Annotated in this window: 19 protein-coding genes; 1 reads left to right on the top strand and 18 read right to left on the bottom strand. The window is 45.0% G+C overall.

Annotated elements, in window-relative coordinates; genetic code table 11:
• Positions 1 to 74: 74 nt before the first annotated feature.
• From mfd to SporoP37_RS09940, 12 genes are all read right to left on the bottom strand, one after another.
• Entirely contained in the window at positions 75 to 3,608 is a 3,534-nt protein-coding gene (gene mfd, locus SporoP37_RS09995) for a transcription-repair coupling factor (RefSeq protein ID WP_085430848.1), read from the bottom strand.
• A 98-nt stretch (positions 3,609 to 3,706) separates the two neighbouring features.
• Positions 3,707 to 3,925: an anti-sigma-F factor Fin gene (locus SporoP37_RS09990; protein ID WP_081243519.1), complete on the bottom strand. Its 219-nt coding sequence runs from the start codon at positions 3,923 to 3,925 to the stop codon at positions 3,707 to 3,709.
• Positions 3,926 to 3,979: 54 nt separating this feature from the next.
• Positions 3,980 to 4,549 (bottom strand): aminoacyl-tRNA hydrolase, encoded by a 570-nt coding sequence (gene pth, locus SporoP37_RS09985; RefSeq protein WP_081243518.1) that lies wholly within the window; start codon positions 4,547 to 4,549, stop codon positions 3,980 to 3,982.
• A gap of 80 nt (positions 4,550 to 4,629) precedes the next feature.
• Complete coding sequence (locus tag SporoP37_RS09980; RefSeq protein WP_081243517.1) at positions 4,630 to 5,259, bottom strand: 50S ribosomal protein L25/general stress protein Ctc; 630 nt, start codon at positions 5,257 to 5,259, stop codon at positions 4,630 to 4,632.
• Between the two features lie 80 nt (positions 5,260 to 5,339).
• Positions 5,340 to 6,299: a ribose-phosphate diphosphokinase gene (locus SporoP37_RS09975; RefSeq protein ID WP_081243516.1), complete on the bottom strand. Its 960-nt coding sequence runs from the start codon at positions 6,297 to 6,299 to the stop codon at positions 5,340 to 5,342.
• 27 nt (positions 6,300 to 6,326) lie between these two features.
• Positions 6,327 to 7,685 carry a bifunctional UDP-N-acetylglucosamine diphosphorylase/glucosamine-1-phosphate N-acetyltransferase GlmU gene (gene glmU, locus SporoP37_RS09970; protein WP_081243515.1) on the bottom strand — a complete coding sequence of 453 codons (1,359 nt, stop codon included), beginning with the start codon at positions 7,683 to 7,685 and terminating at the stop codon, positions 6,327 to 6,329.
• 296 nt (positions 7,686 to 7,981) lie between these two features.
• Entirely contained in the window at positions 7,982 to 8,269 is a 288-nt protein-coding gene (gene spoVG / locus SporoP37_RS09965; protein WP_081243514.1) for a septation regulator SpoVG, read from the bottom strand.
• A gap of 247 nt (positions 8,270 to 8,516) precedes the next feature.
• Complete coding sequence (locus SporoP37_RS09960; RefSeq protein ID WP_081243513.1) at positions 8,517 to 8,891, bottom strand: RidA family protein; 375 nt, start codon at positions 8,889 to 8,891, stop codon at positions 8,517 to 8,519.
• Positions 8,891 to 9,721, bottom strand: coding sequence for a pur operon repressor (gene purR / locus SporoP37_RS09955; protein ID WP_085430847.1), 831 nt, complete (start codon positions 9,719 to 9,721; stop codon positions 8,891 to 8,893). The genes SporoP37_RS09960 and purR overlap by 1 nt, the downstream gene beginning before the upstream one ends.
• 58 nt (positions 9,722 to 9,779) lie before the next feature.
• Positions 9,780 to 10,646 (bottom strand): 4-(cytidine 5'-diphospho)-2-C-methyl-D-erythritol kinase, encoded by an 867-nt coding sequence (ispE, locus tag SporoP37_RS09950; RefSeq protein WP_081243511.1) that lies wholly within the window; start codon positions 10,644 to 10,646, stop codon positions 9,780 to 9,782.
• 182 nt (positions 10,647 to 10,828) lie between these two features.
• Positions 10,829 to 11,176, bottom strand: a complete 348-nt coding sequence (locus SporoP37_RS09945) for a DUF2200 domain-containing protein (protein WP_085430846.1) — start codon at positions 11,174 to 11,176, stop codon at positions 10,829 to 10,831.
• A gap of 17 nt (positions 11,177 to 11,193) precedes the next feature.
• Positions 11,194 to 12,240, bottom strand: a complete 1,047-nt coding sequence (locus SporoP37_RS09940) for an NAD(P)H-dependent flavin oxidoreductase (RefSeq protein WP_335696751.1) — start codon at positions 12,238 to 12,240, stop codon at positions 11,194 to 11,196.
• Between the two features lie 505 nt (positions 12,241 to 12,745).
• On the opposite strand from SporoP37_RS09940, the gene SporoP37_RS09935 reads away from it, so the two are divergent.
• Complete coding sequence (locus tag SporoP37_RS09935; RefSeq protein ID WP_085430845.1) at positions 12,746 to 14,026, top strand: lytic polysaccharide monooxygenase; 1,281 nt, start codon at positions 12,746 to 12,748, stop codon at positions 14,024 to 14,026.
• A 138-nt stretch (positions 14,027 to 14,164) separates the two neighbouring features.
• Here SporoP37_RS09935 and SporoP37_RS09930 read toward each other — a convergent pair whose 3' ends face one another.
• From SporoP37_RS09930 to SporoP37_RS09905, 6 genes are all read right to left on the bottom strand, one after another.
• Entirely contained in the window at positions 14,165 to 14,338 is a 174-nt protein-coding gene (locus tag SporoP37_RS09930; protein WP_081243507.1) for a small, acid-soluble spore protein, alpha/beta type, read from the bottom strand.
• A 138-nt stretch (positions 14,339 to 14,476) separates the two neighbouring features.
• Complete coding sequence (gene veg, locus SporoP37_RS09925; RefSeq protein ID WP_081243506.1) at positions 14,477 to 14,743, bottom strand: biofilm formation stimulator Veg; 267 nt, start codon at positions 14,741 to 14,743, stop codon at positions 14,477 to 14,479.
• Positions 14,744 to 14,887: 144 nt separating this feature from the next.
• Positions 14,888 to 15,781, bottom strand: coding sequence for a 16S rRNA (adenine(1518)-N(6)/adenine(1519)-N(6))-dimethyltransferase RsmA (gene rsmA, locus SporoP37_RS09920; RefSeq protein ID WP_085430844.1), 894 nt, complete (start codon positions 15,779 to 15,781; stop codon positions 14,888 to 14,890).
• Entirely contained in the window at positions 15,774 to 16,340 is a 567-nt protein-coding gene (gene rnmV, locus SporoP37_RS09915; RefSeq protein WP_085431756.1) for a ribonuclease M5, read from the bottom strand. The genes rsmA and rnmV overlap by 8 nt, the downstream gene beginning before the upstream one ends.
• 141 nt (positions 16,341 to 16,481) lie before the next feature.
• Complete coding sequence (locus tag SporoP37_RS17660; protein ID WP_085430843.1) at positions 16,482 to 17,726, bottom strand: G5 and 3D domain-containing protein; 1,245 nt, start codon at positions 17,724 to 17,726, stop codon at positions 16,482 to 16,484.
• A 137-nt stretch (positions 17,727 to 17,863) separates the two neighbouring features.
• Positions 17,864 to 18,631, bottom strand: coding sequence for a TatD family hydrolase (locus tag SporoP37_RS09905; RefSeq protein WP_085430842.1), 768 nt, complete (start codon positions 18,629 to 18,631; stop codon positions 17,864 to 17,866).
• Between the last annotated feature and the right edge of the window lie 120 nt (positions 18,632 to 18,751).

Below are 18,751 nucleotides of genomic sequence, written 5' to 3'. Positions count from 1 at the left end.
CTCACTTTCTCGAAATGAAATGTATTTCTGAGAGTAGTATGCATCATCATTGGTCATTTTATGCAATCGAGGTGTTACAAGGCATCCGAAGATTCTACTTCCTTTGCAGTCTCCTGCATCGTGTGCACCATATCCTCCACCATATCGAACTCTGTGTACTGATTGGATTTCTTTTCATTTACTGTAATTATTATTTGCCCGTTATCGATCGTCAGTCCAACAGCGTGACCGTATTTCAATGATCGCTCCATAAGCTTTGCGCCATCAGCACGCGCTGTTCCTTCTTCTGACAAGCGAATTTCCGCCACGCCTTGCACATTCTTAATGGAAACTACGCCTGCTTTTCGTCCCCAGGCTTTCATTCGTCCGACACGAAGCAGCAAGTCGGCTTCAAACGGCATATCTCCGAAGCGGTCGATCATTTCGTCAACCAGCTCCAAATAATCCTCGTCCCCGGTAATTGCTTTCACCCGCTTATACATCTGGATTTTCTGATAGCCATCCTGAATATACGTTTCAGGAAGGTAGGCATTGATCGGCAATGAAATTTCTACATCCGCCTTGTCTTCTTTCACGACTCCTGTCTGTCTTTCTTCAATCGCTTCCTGCAGTAACTGCGAATACAAATCGAAACCGACAGAATCGATGAAGCCGTGCTGCTGGGAACCGAGTAAGTTTCCTGCACCGCGTATCGATAGATCCCGCATGGCGATTTTAAAACCGGATCCAAGCTCCGTAAACTCTTTAATTGCCTGCAAACGGTTCTCCGCCACTTCTGTCAGCACTTTATCGCGCTGATAGAGCATGTAGCTGTACGCCACACGATTGGAACGCCCGACTCGTCCGCGTAATTGATAGAGCTGCGATAACCCCATTCGGTCCGCGTCATGAACAATTAATGTATTGACGTTCGGAATATCAATCCCTGTTTCAATAATCGTTGTTGTGACGAGCACATCAAATTCCCCTTCAAGGAAACTCATGATCACCGCTTCAAGCGCAGCTTCACCCATCCGGCCATGCGCCGAAGCAATACGCGCTTCTGGCACCAGATCACGGATCTCCTGCACTTTCCGGTCCATATCCTCCACGCGGTTGTATAAATAAAAGACTTGCCCGCCGCGTCCCATTTCCCGCTCGATCGCTTCACGCACCAAGCCTCCGTTATGTTCCATGACATACGTTTGGACAGGGAAACGGTTAGCCGGAGGCGTTTCAATAACAGACAAATCCCGTACGCCGACCATCGACATATGCAATGTCCGCGGAATAGGCGTGGCGGTCAGTGTCAGTACATCCACGTTGGTCTTCAGCTGTTTCAACTTTTCTTTATGCGTGACGCCAAAACGCTGCTCTTCATCCACGACAAGCAGCCCCAGATCCTGGTAGACGACGTCTTTTGAAAGCAGACGGTGCGTACCGACCACAATATCGACAGTTCCCGCTTTAAGCCCTTTAATGGTCTCATCCTGCTCTTTCTTCGTCCGGAACCGGTTCAGCAAAGATACTGTCACAGGATAGTCCGCGAAGCGCTCTTTCATCGTCTCGTAGTGCTGCTGTGCCAGAATAGTCGTCGGAACGAGGAACGCTACTTGCTTGCCGTTTGTCACAGCCTTGAATGCCGCTCGGATTGCGACTTCTGTTTTCCCGTATCCTACGTCTCCGCATAATAGCCGATCCATTGGCCGCGCACGTTCCATATCTTTCTTAATTTCCGCAATAGACTGCAGCTGGTCTTGTGTTTCTTCATATGGAAAGGCATTTTCAAACGAACGCTGCAGATCGTCGTCCTCGCTGAACGCAAAACCTTTCTCCGCTTCCCGCTTGGCATACAGTTTGATCAAGTCATCGGCAATATCTTGAATGGCAGCCGTTACTTTACGTTTCGTTTTCGTCCATTCCGTACCGCCAAGCTTATGCAGTTTCGGCTCTTTTTCCCCAGACGCCACATATTTTTGGATTAAATCAATCTGATCGGCTTGAACGAACAGCTTATCCTCACCGCGGTACCGAATATCCAGATAATCTTTCTGAATACCTTTAACGTCAAGCGTCACCACGCCATAGTATTTACCGATTCCGTGATGGACGTGAACTATATAATCTCCAGGTTTGATTTCGGAATAACTTTTGATCCGTTCCGCATTTGTCAGCTTAGGCGGACGTGCTTTGCGTTTCGGTTTACCTGTAAACATTTCCGCATCCGTAACGACGGCCAGCTTTTGGAATGGAAGCTCAAAGCCCGCTGACAGATCTCCTTCAATAATCGACAAAACACCTTCTTTTCCCGGTTTGCCGTCTATTGCCGCTTCTATATCGTACTCCCGTAAAATATCCTGTATCGCCTGCATTCGTTCAGGTGAAGAAGCAAGAAGAAAGACGTTGTACTTGGACTGCTTCCACCGCTCGATTTCATTTTTCAATAATGGCATCTGACTGTGAAACTGCTGCATAGGCTTACAGGAAACCGAAATAGATTTCTTGATTGTAAAGCCTGGCACCGCGCGCGTAAATAAAGACAGATATAATCGTTTCTGATCAATATTCTCCAGTACCTGCCCGTATTTCCAGGCAAGCTTCGTGTCGTGCAACATTTTTCCGTCTTCCAGCATTGCCAGATGATATTCCTGCTCTTCTGATTCCAATGTTGCGACAGATTCCTGTATACGCCCGAGTTCGTCAAAGACAATCAATCCATCGGCAGGAAAATAATCTGTCAGCATGGCGCTGGCTTCCGAAGAGAAGGACGCATATTTCTTCATTGTATCCGGCACAATACCGTCTTTCATCATGCCGGTATCCTGCATGACGGTTATTAGAAGTTGCTGCTGCAAATCTTCGCTCTTAATTTTGTTCAGACTATCACCGAGTGCCTGCTCCACTTGCTGCGAAACTTTCAATAGTTCTTCAGGCGTCCAAATAAATTCTGTCGCCGGAAGCAGTGTGATGGAATCTAACTTGCCTGTCGAACGCTGATCTTCCGCAGAAAAAGTCCGTATCGAATCAATCGTCGTATCAAAAAGCTCGATCCGCACAGGTTCTTCCATCGTCAGCGGATAAATATCCAGTATTCCCCCGCGCAACGCAAATTCACCCGGTGCACTCACCAGGTCTTTTCGTATATAGCCCATGGATACCAGTTTCTCGAGCCAAATTCCCACGTCAATCTCATCGTCCGTCTTCGCTGTCACATAATGCGTCAGCCAGCGTTCCTTAGACGGCAACAGCTTTCGCAGTCCGGCAACCGGTGTGATATAAATGCCGGAGCCTGTACGCGCCATATGATCAAGCGTGTCAATACGGCCGGCACGCAGTTCGTAACTCGCAAATGAAAAATCTGCCGCCACCAGTTCTTCTGCTGTATAGAGGTGTAAGTGCGCCTCGTCGATCAGCTTGCTCAAGTCCTCATACGTACGCTGGGCTTGGAGCATATTTGGCGAGACAATCAGGACCGGACGTGTCAGTGACTGCTGAATCAGTTTAAAGAATATTGCTTTTGATCCGCCGGATAAGCCTGTGACCAACTGTTGGTCCTGTCCGGCTTCTAAATCATTCAGCAGGCCCTGAATCTCTTTCTCTTCCAGAAAAAGCTGCTCTATTACTCCCACTCGACTGCTCCTCTCTATCTATCGATTAATATAATGATGTGAATCAGAAAGATTTATGCACAAAAAGCTTTGGCTGTCTGCGCCAAAGCATCTGTTACTTATTGTAACCATTTTTTTAAGGTGTAATAATCCGGGAATGTCTGCAGGGATTGTTCACAGTATTCGCAAATGCATCGTATATGCAGTCCGCCATCTGAATCGACGGATAGAAATGTGCTTTTTTCCGCATCTCCCAATTGACTGAGCGTTTCCTTTGCTGATTCGAATGGAATTGAACCGATTTCCGTGTGACAGTGATTGCAAGAATAACGGATCATATTCTCTTCACCTTCCTTTTTCCAAAGTATAGGCAAAGAGTGGAAGTATTATGCTTATGATCCGTTAAATTTATTCATCACTTCAAGGAACGGCGTATTGCGGTGTACCCACTCTTCACAGGCGTCTGCACTTTTTTGTATCGCTTCTTCCATTAATGGCTGCTCATCCTTGCCAAAAGGAGACAGTACATAATCAGAAACTTTCATGCCGCCGGACGGACGGTCAACACCGATGCGGATACGGTTGAATTCAGAGGTAGCCATATGGGCAATTATCGATTTCATGCCGTTATGGCCGCCTGCACTTCCCTTTTGACGAAGACGGATTTTTCCGGCAGGCAAATCCAGATCATCGTATAACACAAGTAATTCTTCGTCATTTACCTCAAAGTAATCTGCCAGCGGACGAACGCATTCTCCGGACAAGTTCATATAAGTCATCGGCTTCAACAGTATCACTTTGCCCTCAGGCGTATGGATCGTCGTATACTGACCGTTGAACTTTTGCTGGAACGGCGGAGCCTGCCAGCGTCTTGCCAGTTCATCAATGACTTGGAAACCTATATTATGCCGTGTTTTTTCGTAGTTCTTCCCGGGATTCCCGAGACCAATCAGTAGTTTCATGCTCTTCTCTTCCTTTTCTAAACAATATATATACATAGAAAAGGAGCGCACGGTTCAAACTCGTGCGCCCATTTTGTAACTTATTTTTCTTCTTTATCTTCACCGATAACTTCCGGCTCTGCTTCAGTACTTTCAGTTGCTTCGTCAAGTGCTTCCATTTCAGCTTCTGAACGTGGTGCAGAAATTGTTACCAATGCTGTTTCATCATCATTCACAATTTCAAACTTCACTTTGTCGCGAATATCGCCAACAAGGATAGTTTCTCCGATCTGAAGTTCTGAAATATCCACATCAATATGCTCTGGAATTTCAGACGGCTTTACGCGAACTGTAACTTCCCACTGAGGCTGCTGAAGTGTTCCGCCTTCTTTTTCACCCGGTGCTTCACCAACCAGGTTAAGGTGTACATCTACTTCAAGCTCTTCCGTCATGTTGATCGCCAAGAAATCAGCATGTGTAAGGAATCCTGTTAGTACATCTGATTGATAATCACTCAATACGACATTTACATCTTTGCCGTCTACGTTCAACTTGATTACACCGTTTCTTCCTGTTTCACGAAGTGTGTCAAGAAGATCGCGTTCTTTTACCGCAATCGGTGTGCTTTCTGTTTGGTAGCCATAGACTACGGAAGGAATCCATCCGTCATTTCGTAATTGTTTTACTGTGCTTTTGTCAGTTTCTCTTAAGTTCGACTGCATTGTGCTCATTTGTATAGTCACCTTTCCTATAAAAAGTTTTTTCTACCTCTTGAAACGTTCAATACCAGACGACATCAAGTAACCTGTCATCAGTCAAATAATGTACTTACAGACTTGTTCTCAAACACACGGACAATTGCAGATGATAATAAAGGTGCAATCGACAGTTGTTTGATCTTTGGAGATTGTTTTTCTTCCGGCAATTTAATGGAATTCGTAATCACCAGTTGCTTGATTTTAGAATTATTAATGCGTTCGATCGCAGGACCGGATAAAACAGGATGTGAACAACAAGCATACACTTCTTTTGCTCCACTTTCAATTAATGCGCTCGCAGCAATGGTGATTGTACCGGCTGTATCGATAATATCATCAATCAGAATCGCCGTTTTACCTTCCACATTGCCGACGATATTCATGACTTCCGCTACATTTGGACGCGGACGGCGCTTATCGATAATAGCAATCGGCGCTTTCATGCGGTCAGCCATTTTACGTGCACGCGTTACGCCGCCGTGATCCGGTGAAACGATGACCAAATCATCGCCTCCTAATCCTTCACCTTGGAAGTACTCCGTAAGGATCGGCTCTGCAATCAAGTGATCGATAGGAATATCGAAGAACCCTTGAATCTGCGGCGCATGCAAGTCTACAGCGATCACACGGTCAGCACCTGCTTTTTCAAGTAAGTTTGCAACTAGTTTCGCCGTGATCGGTTCACGGGAACTTGCTTTACGGTCTTGGCGGGCATAGCCGTAATAAGGCATTACCACGTTAATTGTACGCGCAGAAGCACGCATCAAGGCATCTAGCATAATGAGAAGTTCCATTAGGTTATCGTTGACCGGATTAGAAGTGGATTGAATAACGAATACTTCACAGCCACGGATGCTTTCATCGATATTGATTTGGATTTCCCCGTCACTAAAACGTTTGACTGAGAGTTTGCCGAGCGGAAGCCCGACTTGATCTGCCACTTCTTGTGCAAGTGGTTCGTTTGCAGTTAAAGAAAAGATTTTCAGTTTGTCGTTTGGATAATGATTTGCCATGATGGCCCTCCTGTTGGTTGGGTAAGATTAGTTTTTTACGTATCCTTCTTTATTCTCTTGCCGAACGCGTGCAATTGCAAGTGAATTTTCGGGTACATTTTTAGTAATGGTGGAACCCGCTGCCACAATTACATTTTTTCCTATAGTGACCGGTGCGATTAAGTTAGCGTTACAGCCTACAAATGCATTGTCTTGTATTTCTGTTTTGTGCTTATTTTTCCCGTCATAATTGACTGTAATTGTACCGCAGCCGATATTGACGTTTTTGCCGATTTCCGTGTCCCCAATATAGCTGAGGTGCGACACTTTACTGCTGTCACCAAGCTGAGATTTCTTAACCTCTACAAAGTTTCCGACTTTCACCTTGTCACCGAGCTGTGTTTCAGGGCGTAAATGTGCAAACGGGCCGACCGCCGTCTCGTTCCCTACTGTACTGTCCCGGACAACAGACGAATGTATAGTCGCGAAGTCACCGACTGTACTGTTTTGGATATGACTGTTCGGGCCGATGACACAGTGTGCACCGATTTTGGTTGCGCCTTCAATCAGTACGCCTGGCTGAATGACTGTATCACGGCCAATCTCTGCTTCGGCGCTGATGACAGTCTGCTCAGGGCTGATGATGGTGACACCGTTGCGCATATGCTTCTCTGCAATGAGAAGACGCATTTCCTTTTCTGCCTGCGCCAGTGCTACGCGGTCATTGACGCCCAGTGTTTCATGGAAGTTCTGTGTCGTGTAAGCCGAAATTCTTTGCCCTTCCGACTGCAGGATTCCCAATACATCCGGCAGATAGTACTCACCTTGCGCATTTTCGTTATTCACTTTTTTCAAAGTATCAAATAATACGCGGTTATCAAAACAGTATGTGCCTGTATTGATTTCTTTCACCAGACGTTCTTCATCGTTTGTATCTTTATGTTCGACGTTTCGCAATACGTCACCGTTCTCTGCCCGGATAATTCGTCCGTAACCGGTCGGATCATCTGCGTTGGCAGTAAGTATTGTTGCTTTCGCTTCTGTTTGCTGATGATGTGCAAGGAGCGCCTTCATTGTCTCCGTGCTGATCAGCGGCGTATCCCCGCAGACAACGAGTGTTGTGCCGTCCAAATCTCCAAGCACCGCTTCAGCCTGCTGAACCGCGTGTGCAGTGCCCAGCTGTTCTGCCTGCAGCGCATATTCGCTTTTATCGCCCAGCGTTTGTTCTACCATCTCGGCTCCATGACCGACAATCGTGACGATCCGATCTGCGTGCAGATCGTGAATATGATCGATCACGTGCTCTACCATCGGTTTGCCGCAGACTGGATGAAGTACCTTGTAAAGATCCGACTTCATTCGCGTACCCTGTCCCGCAGCCAGGACAATCGCATATGTGTTTGTCATCTGCCAGCCTCCATCCTTGTTTCATAAATTCATAATTGACTATATCGGAAATGACTGATTTTTTCAAGCATATCCCCTTGACAATTACATGGCTTTATTTTATGATTATTAATCTTTTTGTAATTATATTGATAGGTAAATCGGCTGACGGGCGGGAAATACAATTCGAATGATCTCTATTCGGGAGATTGGATTTCCGGCAGCCGCTTTATTTCAGAACGGCCAAAAGACCATCTACTCGAATAGATGGTCTTTTGGCGGATACGATGTATAAATCTATTTTCTTTTTTCTCGAATTACAGCGCAGCTTCTTCCAATACCCCTTGCTGTTCGCCTGCTTGATGATACGCCGCCAGGATTGATTCCTGAACCTTCATGCGTGCATCAGAATTAATTGGATGCGCTACATCGCGGAATTCCCCATCCGGCGTGCGCTTGCTTGGCATTGCCACAAATAATCCGTCATTCCCCTCGATGACTCGGATATCATGGATGACAAACTGATCGTCCAGCGTAATGGATGCAATCGCTCTCATTCTGCCTTCCGTTTCCACCTTGCGTAACCTCACATCTGTGATCTCCACTTTCCCCACTCCCTTGTTGTCGTTTTCACACTGAATGTATTCTAGGCTGGATCATGCTGTTTCTTTTTCTACCCATAATACTTGTGCTGATTCTATAATACTATTTTTTGTTGCAGATTAAAATAGTATTTTTGTGAATTTTTAAATATTTGTATATTTCTTCAATAGACTGGCTACTTTCAGACTAATTTTTAATAAAAATAAGCCTTAACGTATTTGTACAAATACGTTAAGGCTTCTCAAATAATTAGCTGCAAATTGCGATTGCTTCTATTTCCACTCGGACATCTTTTGGCAAACGGGCTACTTCGACTGTCGAGCGGGATGGTTTATGCTCACCGAAATGTTCTTCATAAATTGCATTCAATGCTGCAAATTCATTCATATCCTGAATAAATACTGTCGTCTTGACGACTTGCTGCAAACTCGAGCCGGCTTCCTCGAGCACTTTGCTCAAATTAATAAGAACCTGATTGGTCTGTTCTTCAATCCCGCCTTCTACTACATCACCTGCGGCAGTTAAAGGTATCTGCCCCGATGTGTAGACTACACCGTTTACTTTTACCGCTTGTGAATAAGGGCCAATCGCCTGCGGTGCCTGCTCTGTCTTTACATATTTCATCAATCATTACCGCCTCTCGTGAAGTAATTTCCTTCTTCGAGCTCAATCTTCCGATGCTTCTCATCGACAGCGCGCAATTTAACTAATGAAAGATAGTCATCCACCAGCACTTCCTCAGGATGCTCCGCTTCCACTAGTACTGCTACACCGCCAAGTTCGCAATCGAATTCCTCGAGCAGTGTTTTCATTCCTTGAATCGTGCCGCCCACTTTCATAAAATCGTCTGTCAGCAAAACTTTTTGACCGCTCTGCATGCTTCTTTTCGACAGAACCATCGTTTGAATTCTGCGCGTAGAACCCGACACGTAATTGATGCTCACCGTCGATCCTTCCGTCACTTTGCTGTCGCGGCGAACGACGATAACCGGCACATTCAAATGACGCGCAATCGCATGCCCAATCGCAATGCCTTTCGTTGCAACAGTCATGATTGCATCTATTTCCTGATCATAAAAAGCCGATGCAATGACTTTGCCGACCCGGTCAAGAAACCTTGGATTGCCTAATAAATCAGTCATGTACAAATAGCCGCCGGGCAGCAGCCGATCTGATTTCCTGAGCTCGTCCATCAACGAGTGAATGACTTCTTTTATTTCACCGCGGCTGACTAACGGAATGTATTTGATGCCGCCGGCGGCACCGGAAATCGTCAGCAGACGACCAGTGCCGCTTTCTTCAAAAGTCTCTTTCAGAATGCCAAGATCTTCACTGATTGATGATTTTGCCGCAGCGTATCTGTTAGAGAAAAACGTCAAAGAAATGAGGGTGTGCGGGTTTTCCAGCAAATGGCGCGTCATATCTACAAGCCGTTCACTTCTTTTCCATTTCATATAATACCGACTCCTAAATCCGAATGATTTATAAGTAGACTATCATAATCGTCCGGTATTAATCAACTACAATTCGTTCGCCCAGCATACGTACCGCATGTACATCCGGACAGAACCCTCTCAGCGCATTAACAATTTTCGGCACACGCGATTCGTGCTTCACTAATCCAAAAACTGTCGGACCGCTGCCGCTCATCAATACTGCATCCGCACCGAATCGCTCCATTTGTTCCTTCAGTGTGACAACTTCCTGATGGAGACCCATCGTAACCGGCTCCAGCACGTTGCCTAATGACGCACACATCTTGTCATAGTCGCCTTCCCGCAAGGCCTCCATCATATGCCCGGTCTGCGGATGCGTGATGGCGGACAAGTCGAGCTGTCCATAAATATTGCCTGTTGATACGCCAATCGTCGGCTTTGCCAGCACGACCCAGCAATTCGGCGGGGCAGGTAAATGTGTGATATTCTCTCCGCGTCCTCTTGCGATGGCTGTTCCGCCATATACGCAAAACGAAACGTCCGATCCGATTTCTGCGCCAAGGACCGCCAGTTCATCCAGGGACAATCCAAGATCCCATAAGCGGTTCAGCCCGCGCAAAGCAGCAGCGGCATCTGAACTTCCACCCGCCAGTCCTGCTGCAATTGGAATATTTTTGTCCAGCGTAATTTCAACTCCGTGATTCAATTGATAGCGTTTACGCAGTAAATCCGCCGCCTGATACGCTAAGTTTTTACGGTCATTCGGCACAAATCGATGAGATGACTTTATCGTAATAGCTTGATCCGTCGTAGGACGGAGCCAGATGCGGTCAGCCAAGTCGACAGTTGTCATAATCATCTCGACCTCATGATAGCCGTCAGGCCGTTTACTCAGCACGTCTAACGTTAAGTTGATTTTCGCAGGCGCCTTTTCGTAAATCATGATAAAAGCTCCCTCCCCACAGCATTGTTCTTGCTCATATATTACCACACAATGAATAGAACGTAGGGGGAATAATAAAAAAAAGAACTGCGAAGACTTTGCGGTTTTGTTCACCCGCCGGAATCTGTTTATACAGATTTCCGGAGATGATTTACTGCGGCTATTGCCGTCTATTCATTACATTACTCCCGCAAAATCTTTTCCATAGTTTTTCCCTTTGCCAGCTCGTCGATCAACTTATCCAAATACCGAATTTCCTGCATCGTCGGCTCTTCAATATCTTCCACTCTCACACCGCAGATCACGCCTTTAATCAAGGATCTTGAAGGATTCAGCTGCGGAGCCTCCGCTAAAAATGTCTCAAAATCTGTTTGTTTTGCTATTTGCGCTTCTAACATCTCTTGGCTGTATCCTGTGAACCAGCGAATGATCTCATCGACTTCCTGTTTCGTACGCCCTTTTCTTTCCGCTTTCGCAACGTACAGGGGATAAACAACGGAAAAACTCATAGTATAAATTTTATGTTTCATGCGTTTTTACCACACTCTCATCTATTATTTATAATTTGATTCACTTGAGAAATAATATCGGACAGTAATTCAGCAGCCGGCTTTCTCTTGCTCAACCGCGGAGATTGTCCGCTCCACAAATGAATCCATTCCGGCCGGTTCTGTCTGGCCGCCTCGCCCCGGATACCTGTCGTCAGTGTGTTCATAATTGGGTATTCCGGCAAACTTTCTTCATAAGGTTTCATTTCCCGGATGAAATCGTTTTGGATACCCCTTGCCGGTTTACCGCTGAATACCGATGTAATAACAGTTTGATCTTCCGTACCAGTTAAAATAGCATCAATATGCTGTGTTTTCGCCCCGCTTTCAGCAGCTGTCACAAAAGCAGTTCCCATTTGAACCGCCTGCGCACCCAAAGTAAGGGCTGCCAGCACACCCCTGCCGTCCATAATACCCCCGGCAGCAATTACCGGAATCTGAATATGATCCGCAGCTTGCGGGATGAGCGACATCGTTCCAATCATGGCGTCTCCGAATGATCCCGAGAATGTTCCCCGATGTCCGCCTGCCTCACTGCCTTGCATGACTACCATGTCCATTCCCTGCTCTTGATTGATGAGGGCTTCTTTTACAGTTGTAGCAGTCCCCATCACGACAATATTCTCTTCTTTCAGCTTTTGCACTGTTTCTTTAGAAGGAACACCAAATGTAAAACTGCATACAGCCACCTTTTCCTGAATAATTATCTCCACTTGCTTGTCAAAGTTCGCAGTGGACATCTCTTTTATTTCAGGCTCCGCCACACCCAGCTCTTCGCGGTATGGGCGCAGTAATTCATTTGCTTTTTTGATCTTTTCCACGGATATTTCTGAAGCTTCAGGAACAAATAAGTTTACTCCAAACGGCCGGTCCGTTTTTTGTTTAATTTCGACAATCGTTTTTCTCATGTCTTCCGCCTTCATATATCCTGCACCAAGCGTCCCAAGACCGCCGGCATTTGAGACAGCGGCCACCAGTTCCGGTGTAGTAGTTCCAGCCATCCCTGCCTGTATGACCGGATACTGAATGCCAAGCTTTTCGGTCAAGTTGTTGTGATTCCACATCTTTTATACATTCCTCCATTCATTCCTCATTCAAGGGCATCGAAATAAATACTACTGCGATGATTGAATTGTCAAAAGATACGCATACTCTCTTTATTGTAACATTTATCTATGCTCATCCCTTGGTTATCACGGGGCTATTTTCCTTTGTATCATTTGAAAGTAAATAAGTAATATATAATCAGAATACACTAACTATAGTGTGTTGCATAACAGAACAAGGATAAATTCAGTAGGCAATTCTAATTATTTTTCTATGTGTTTTTTTGAAATCTTTTCACAATTACAGATCTTTATTTAGGCATATCCTCATAATTAATATCCATTTTTACTGCTAAATATTTCCTTAACGGCACATTTATATAAAAACTTTACTATTTCCACTGAAAAAGAACCGTTTTTCGGGCATTGATTAGCACCACGAAAGGTTCTATGATGATAGCATATTACGACATAGTTATTACAAACTAGCAGGAGGATAAAGTAGATGAAGTTACATATTGATCGAGAGATTCAATGGCCTGTATTGCTTGGTATTGCGTTCATAATGGTACTGACTTTTTCATTTTCAAGTCAGGCATCTGCACATGGATATGTAAGCCAGCCCGAAAGCCGCGCTCTCTTATGTAAGCAAGGACAAAATAAAAACTGCGGGAGAATTATTTATGAGCCGCAGAGCCTGGAAGCACCCGGGAATTTTCCTGCCGGCGGTCCCGCTGACGGTAAAATCGCCAGTGCAAATATATTTTTTGAATTAGATGCGCAATCCAGACTTCGCTGGGAGAAGGTTCCGATGAAAAGCGGGGATTATCAATTCAAGTGGAAATTTACAGCTCCGCATGTCACAGGATCATGGGAATATTACATCACCAGAATAGGATGGGATACAAACCAGCCATTACAGCGCGCAGATTTTCAAAAGTTTTGTACTATAGACGGTAAAAAACAAAGACCGCCTTCCGAAGTCACACATACGTGTAAGGTGCCTGAACGCACAGGCTACCATGTGATCCTGGCTGTCTGGAACATAGGCGATACAAAAAATGCATTTTATAACGTCATTGACACTGAATTCGGCGGAAAACAAGTACTGCCGACCAAGCCTGAAACAAAGCCTGAGGAAAATCACGGCACATCAGACAGTCTGACACCAGCGCCATTGCCTGACGTTCAGCCTGAAAAGCCGCTTCAGCCAGCAGCAAAGTGGGATGAGGACAAAGTGTATGTTGAAGGCGATAGAGCGCTCTACGCTGGCTCTTTATATGCCGCAAAATGGTGGACGCGCGGCGATCTCCCTGGCGATTCCGCTGTATGGAAGCTGTTGAAGCCGGCGAACGATGATGTACATGAATGGAAAACAAGAAATGTCTATGAAGTCGGCGATCAAGTCATGCATGAAGGCGTTCTATACAGCGCACAATGGTGGACAAGCGGTGACGAGCCAGGAAAATCAGACGTATGGAAATTATTAAAGATCATCAATGGCAATGTGAAGAAGTGGGAAAAGCAAAGTGTATATCTGGCAGGTAATCAGGTACTTCATGAAAATGTGATATATGAGGCCAAATGGTGGACCCGCGGCGATCTTCCCGGTAACTCTGCCGTGTGGACATTACTGAAAACTTCTGGCATGAATGCACCGGAGTGGCGGACTGCAAATGTTTATGTTGCCGGAGACCAAGTTATGTTCAATGGAAATTTATATGAAGCGAAGTGGTGGACACGCGGAAATGTGCCAAGTGACAGCGCACAATGGAAACGGCACTGAAAAATAAAAACCAACGGATAGTAATGCGTCATATCAATGCGCATTACTATCCGTTTTTTCAATAAAAAACTGCAAAGCACGTTCCCCTTTGCAGTTTTTCTTGTCAGCCTTTTTTGGATTCTACGGACATTGGTCGGTTTACTTCTTTTCCTCCACTTGTCTGCTTGCCATTTCAATTGCACGTTTTACCATATTTCCTGCATCACGTGAACGAATACCGCCCCAGCCCTCACGCTGTACTACATCGTAAAAGCCAAGTTCTTTCGCGATCTCTTCTTTCAACTGATCTGACATGACGCCTTTTCTCGCCATTTCGGTTTCCTCCTTTTCGGCTGACGTCTATAGTCTGTGCTGTAAAGGAAAAATTACACTTTATAATTACTAACAAAAAAACCCGCCAGAACGTACCAGGCGGATTCACTAGGAAATAAATTAAAATAGCATAAAAAATTATTTGATGATAAAAGCCGTTTGGTCTGAACCATCAAGAATTGTTATTTCAACCGCTTCGGTCAAAATATCTGCATAGCTGTAAGAAACTCTTTCAAACGCATTGTCATCCTGATCCAACTCGACTACGAAAACGGCACGATACGTATCGCGCAAGACTCCTGCATGTTCGATGGTCTTCTTACGACCGCCGTTTGCTTTCAGATGGAGACGTTTCCCTAAATGAGCGTCCAGTGACTTTTTAATGTCTGCTAATGTTTTTGGCATGTTACTTACACCTCACTAATAACTATCATAACATTTTTAGGAGGTGTTGTCAATCAAATTTTTCATTTTAACAGTATATCTATGTTTTTGTCAATTGTTTTATCATAAAATTTATCATTTTTCTCAACTAAATTTGTCATTTCTTTATTCCGGTTTCGGGTTGCCAAAGTGAGGGTAAAGTGCATTGGCCAGTTCAATAAACTCTGGTATTGACAGTGTCTCTCCCCTTCTGCTTGGGTCTATTCCGGCCTGATTGAATGCCTGCTGAATAAGGTCTTTCTTTTCTTTTCCCTCGGCGAGAGACGCCTGGAGATTATTCCATAACGTTTTACGCCGATGCAAGAATGATCCCTGCGTCACAGTAAACAGGAAATCTTCATCCGCCACTGCAGCATACGCTTCTTCCCGGCGCGTTAAACTAAGAACAGCCGATTCCACATTCGGCTGCGGAATAAACACGGTTTTCGGTACGATCATCGATACTTCCGCATCCATATAATACTGGACAGCAATCGACAAAGAACCATACGCTTTTGTGCCTGGCGACGCTGTAATACGGTCTGCCACTTCCTTTTGCATCATGATCACAAGCTGTTTCACCCGCGCTCTTTCCATAAGAAACTTCATAATGATAGGCGTCGTAATATAGTACGGTAAATTTGCCACCACGACTACGTCTTCATAGTCGGCAAACTGTTCTTCTATTACCCCGTGCAGATCTGCTTTCAGGACATCCTGGTGAAGCACTGTCACATTTGGATATGGCGACATCGTATCTTCAAGAACAGGCAACAGACGCCCGTCTATCTCGAACGCCACGACCTTTCCGGCTTGCCTCGCAAGGTGTTCTGTCAATGCACCAATTCCCGGTCCCACCTCAATAACGCCCGTATCTTTTGTAATTGCTGCGCACGAGACGATATTATGAAGTACGTTGGAATCCACCAGGAAATTCTGACCCAGACTTTTCTTGAACGAAAATCCGTGTTTCTGTAAAATCTCTTTTGTTCTCATAGGTGTAGCTATGTCTTTATACATCAGTGTTCATTCCCTCCCCGTCGACAATTCGTATCGCTTCATTTAACTGTGCGTTGGAAATCCGGAACATTTCCAGCCGCTTCTTCAATCCTTTACCGTTCACTTGGCCGATATGCAACAGCTCGGAGAGACGCTCCCTGCGCTTTCTGGAGTCCTCGTGACCGATCAATTGGGCTTCCAGCAATACTGCCATTGGAATCTCTTCTATAGTATGTTCACTCACCGTATAAACAGAAGCTAACGCGCGGCGAATTGCATCATCACTCGCATGTTCGATGCCTAACCCGTGACCATTTTTTGCAATTGTCTCCTTCTTTGTTAAAAATGCATGCTTTACGCCAGGCACCTGTTCTTCTACAATTGCCCGTATACGCCGCCCGGGAAAATCAGGGTCAGTAAAAACGATGACGCCCCTCGTTTGCTGCGCATGACGAATCCGTTCAATGGTCTTGTCTGACACCGCCGAACCGTTCGTTTCAATCGTATCGGCGCCGGTCGCTCTTCTGACCGCTACGGTATCCGACTTTCCTTCCACTACAATTACTTCTTCTATATTCACAATATTCCTCTTTTCTTCCGTTGTCATTCTTTCTATTTTACTGTTTTTTCGCATCGCACACAACCAAACCGCGGAGGTTCTGCGAAAACAGAAAAAACCGATAAGGGAAAGAGTTTTCTTCGCCTCATCGGTAGATTGCTATTAGTTAATTACTTTAATCTTTACTTGGCGGCGGCCAAAGTTATAAGCCGCTTCCTTTGTAGGCATGTGCAGATCAATGCGGTTTCCTTTGATCGCACCGCCTGTATCACCTGCGATTGCATAGCCGTAGCCTTCCACCCAAACTTTAGACCCGAGTGGAATGACACGCGGATCTACCGCGATTAATTTCATGTTCGGGTTTGCACGCAAGTTAATACCCGTTGCTGTTATTCCTGAACAGCCTGTGCAATATGCTGTATACGCACTTGCATTGGCATAGAATTCTTTTCCGCCGCTTGGCTCACTGCCGCTGCCGCGTGATACGGCAACTTGAGAACTTGCAGACGTGCCACCAGATTTTGCCTTGGCCGGTGCTGCAGCCACTTCTACTTTAGGCGCTTTTGCCCCTACGTGAACTACTTTATGTGTAGGCTCTTCCACCATTGTTTTGCCGACAAGTTCACGGGAAACAATCTTTCCGTTCTTTTTCGTGATTTGGAATTTCTTTTGTACTTTACCTTTTTTACCTTCAGTCACGACTTTCTCTTTACCTTTTAACATAGTCATATCTGTTTTTCTTTTCACTTTGAAGTTAGCCGATTCTTCTACTACATCGGTAACCTTTTCTACACGCGCAATGTTTACCACAGCATTAGATGCGGTCAGTTTTGCTTTTGTATCGCCTTCTACTTTATCTAAATTAGAAAGACGGATATTTTGATCTGTCAAAAACTGTCTGACAGTCGTTTGAGTGGACCATACCGTACGTTCCTTGCCGCCGTCTTTCACAGTAACAGGGAATGCTTTAGCAATAGTGATCGGCTGGTTATCTGTAACCTTTGCTGCCAATGCAGGCTCTACTTCGTCATGTGTCGTCACTTCAATTTCTGCTGTCTTCAGCACATCATTCACTGTGCGGTCTGTTGTCCAAAGTTCCTGTGTTTTGCCATCTATGTCAATCGTAACTTTCTTAGCCTGCTGCCACTTAATATCCGTATCAGCTGTAATCGGTGTATCAACTGCCGGCTCTACGATGTCATGTTTTTGCACTTCTACGTCATTTGCCGCCAATACTTCTCCAACTGTAGCTGCTGCTGTGCGTACTTCTACTTGTTTGCCGTTAAGATCCAACGAGACGTTCTTCTTTTTTCCGTCAATCAATACGAGTGACGTAGTAGTTACGAATAACGCCATTGCTACGAATAAAATTGCAATGCGCATACACTTTGTATTCTTTTGAAACATGAAAAAATTTCCCCCTTCATTACTCGGCTGAGTATATAGCGTTTATATTACACTGTCAAACTTCCAAACTATTAACCGGAAACTAGAAACATCTGAATTCTTTTTGGCCTTTGCAACAAATGTTTTCCGTAAATCGTTTACTGAATCTTAAACAGCTGTAATGCATTTGCAGTCGTTTGCTTCGCTACTTCCTCAACTGTCACTTCCTTCAACCGTGCGATTTCTTCTGCCACTAACGGGATATAGGAAGGTTCATTACGTTTCCCCCGATATGGATGCGGCGCTAAATAAGGTGCATCTGTTTCAATCAGCAGCTTGTTGAGTGGAATTTCTTTCGCTACTTCTTTTGGCATTCTGGCATTTTTGAACGTGACAGGGCCGCCGAGAGATATGAGGAAACTCATCTCTATACATTGTTTGGCAGTTTCAACACTGCCTCCGTAACAATGCATAATCCCTCCGACTTCTGCTGCATGTTCTTCCTGCAGAATGCGAACTACATCGCCTGTTGCATCGCGATTATGAATAATGATCGGCAAATTAACTTCCTTTGCCAATTGAATATGCTTCCGGAACAATTCTTGCTGTATGTCTTTCGGTGATTTATCCCAGTGATAATCAAGACCTGTTTCTCCGATGCCGACTACTTTAGGATGAGCGGATAATTCCTTTATCCATTGCAGATCGCTTTCTGTGCAATCTACCGCATCGACAGGATGCCAGCCAATTACGCCATAGATGAATGAATATTCATCAATTAACTTCATGGCTTTATTGATAGTTTTCGTATCAAAACCGACCACTACCATTTTTTCTACGTTTGCATCAATTGCACGCTGAATGACGTCTTGTAAGTCTTCTTCGTATTGATCTGCATTTAAATGAACATGTGTATCAATAAACATAGTATCTCTCCTAACACTGTTTCCTATTCTAGTAGGATTGATTGTGTCTTTCATCTCATTTATATTACAGTTGTGTAACAAAGAGTTTGTAAATTCCGTCTAACAGACCGTAAACGCTGT

It is taken from the genome of Sporosarcina sp. P37, from assembly GCF_002109365.1.
Classification (GTDB): domain Bacteria; phylum Bacillota; class Bacilli; order Bacillales_A; family Planococcaceae; genus Sporosarcina.
This window is presented reverse-complemented; position numbering and strand designations above follow the sequence as displayed.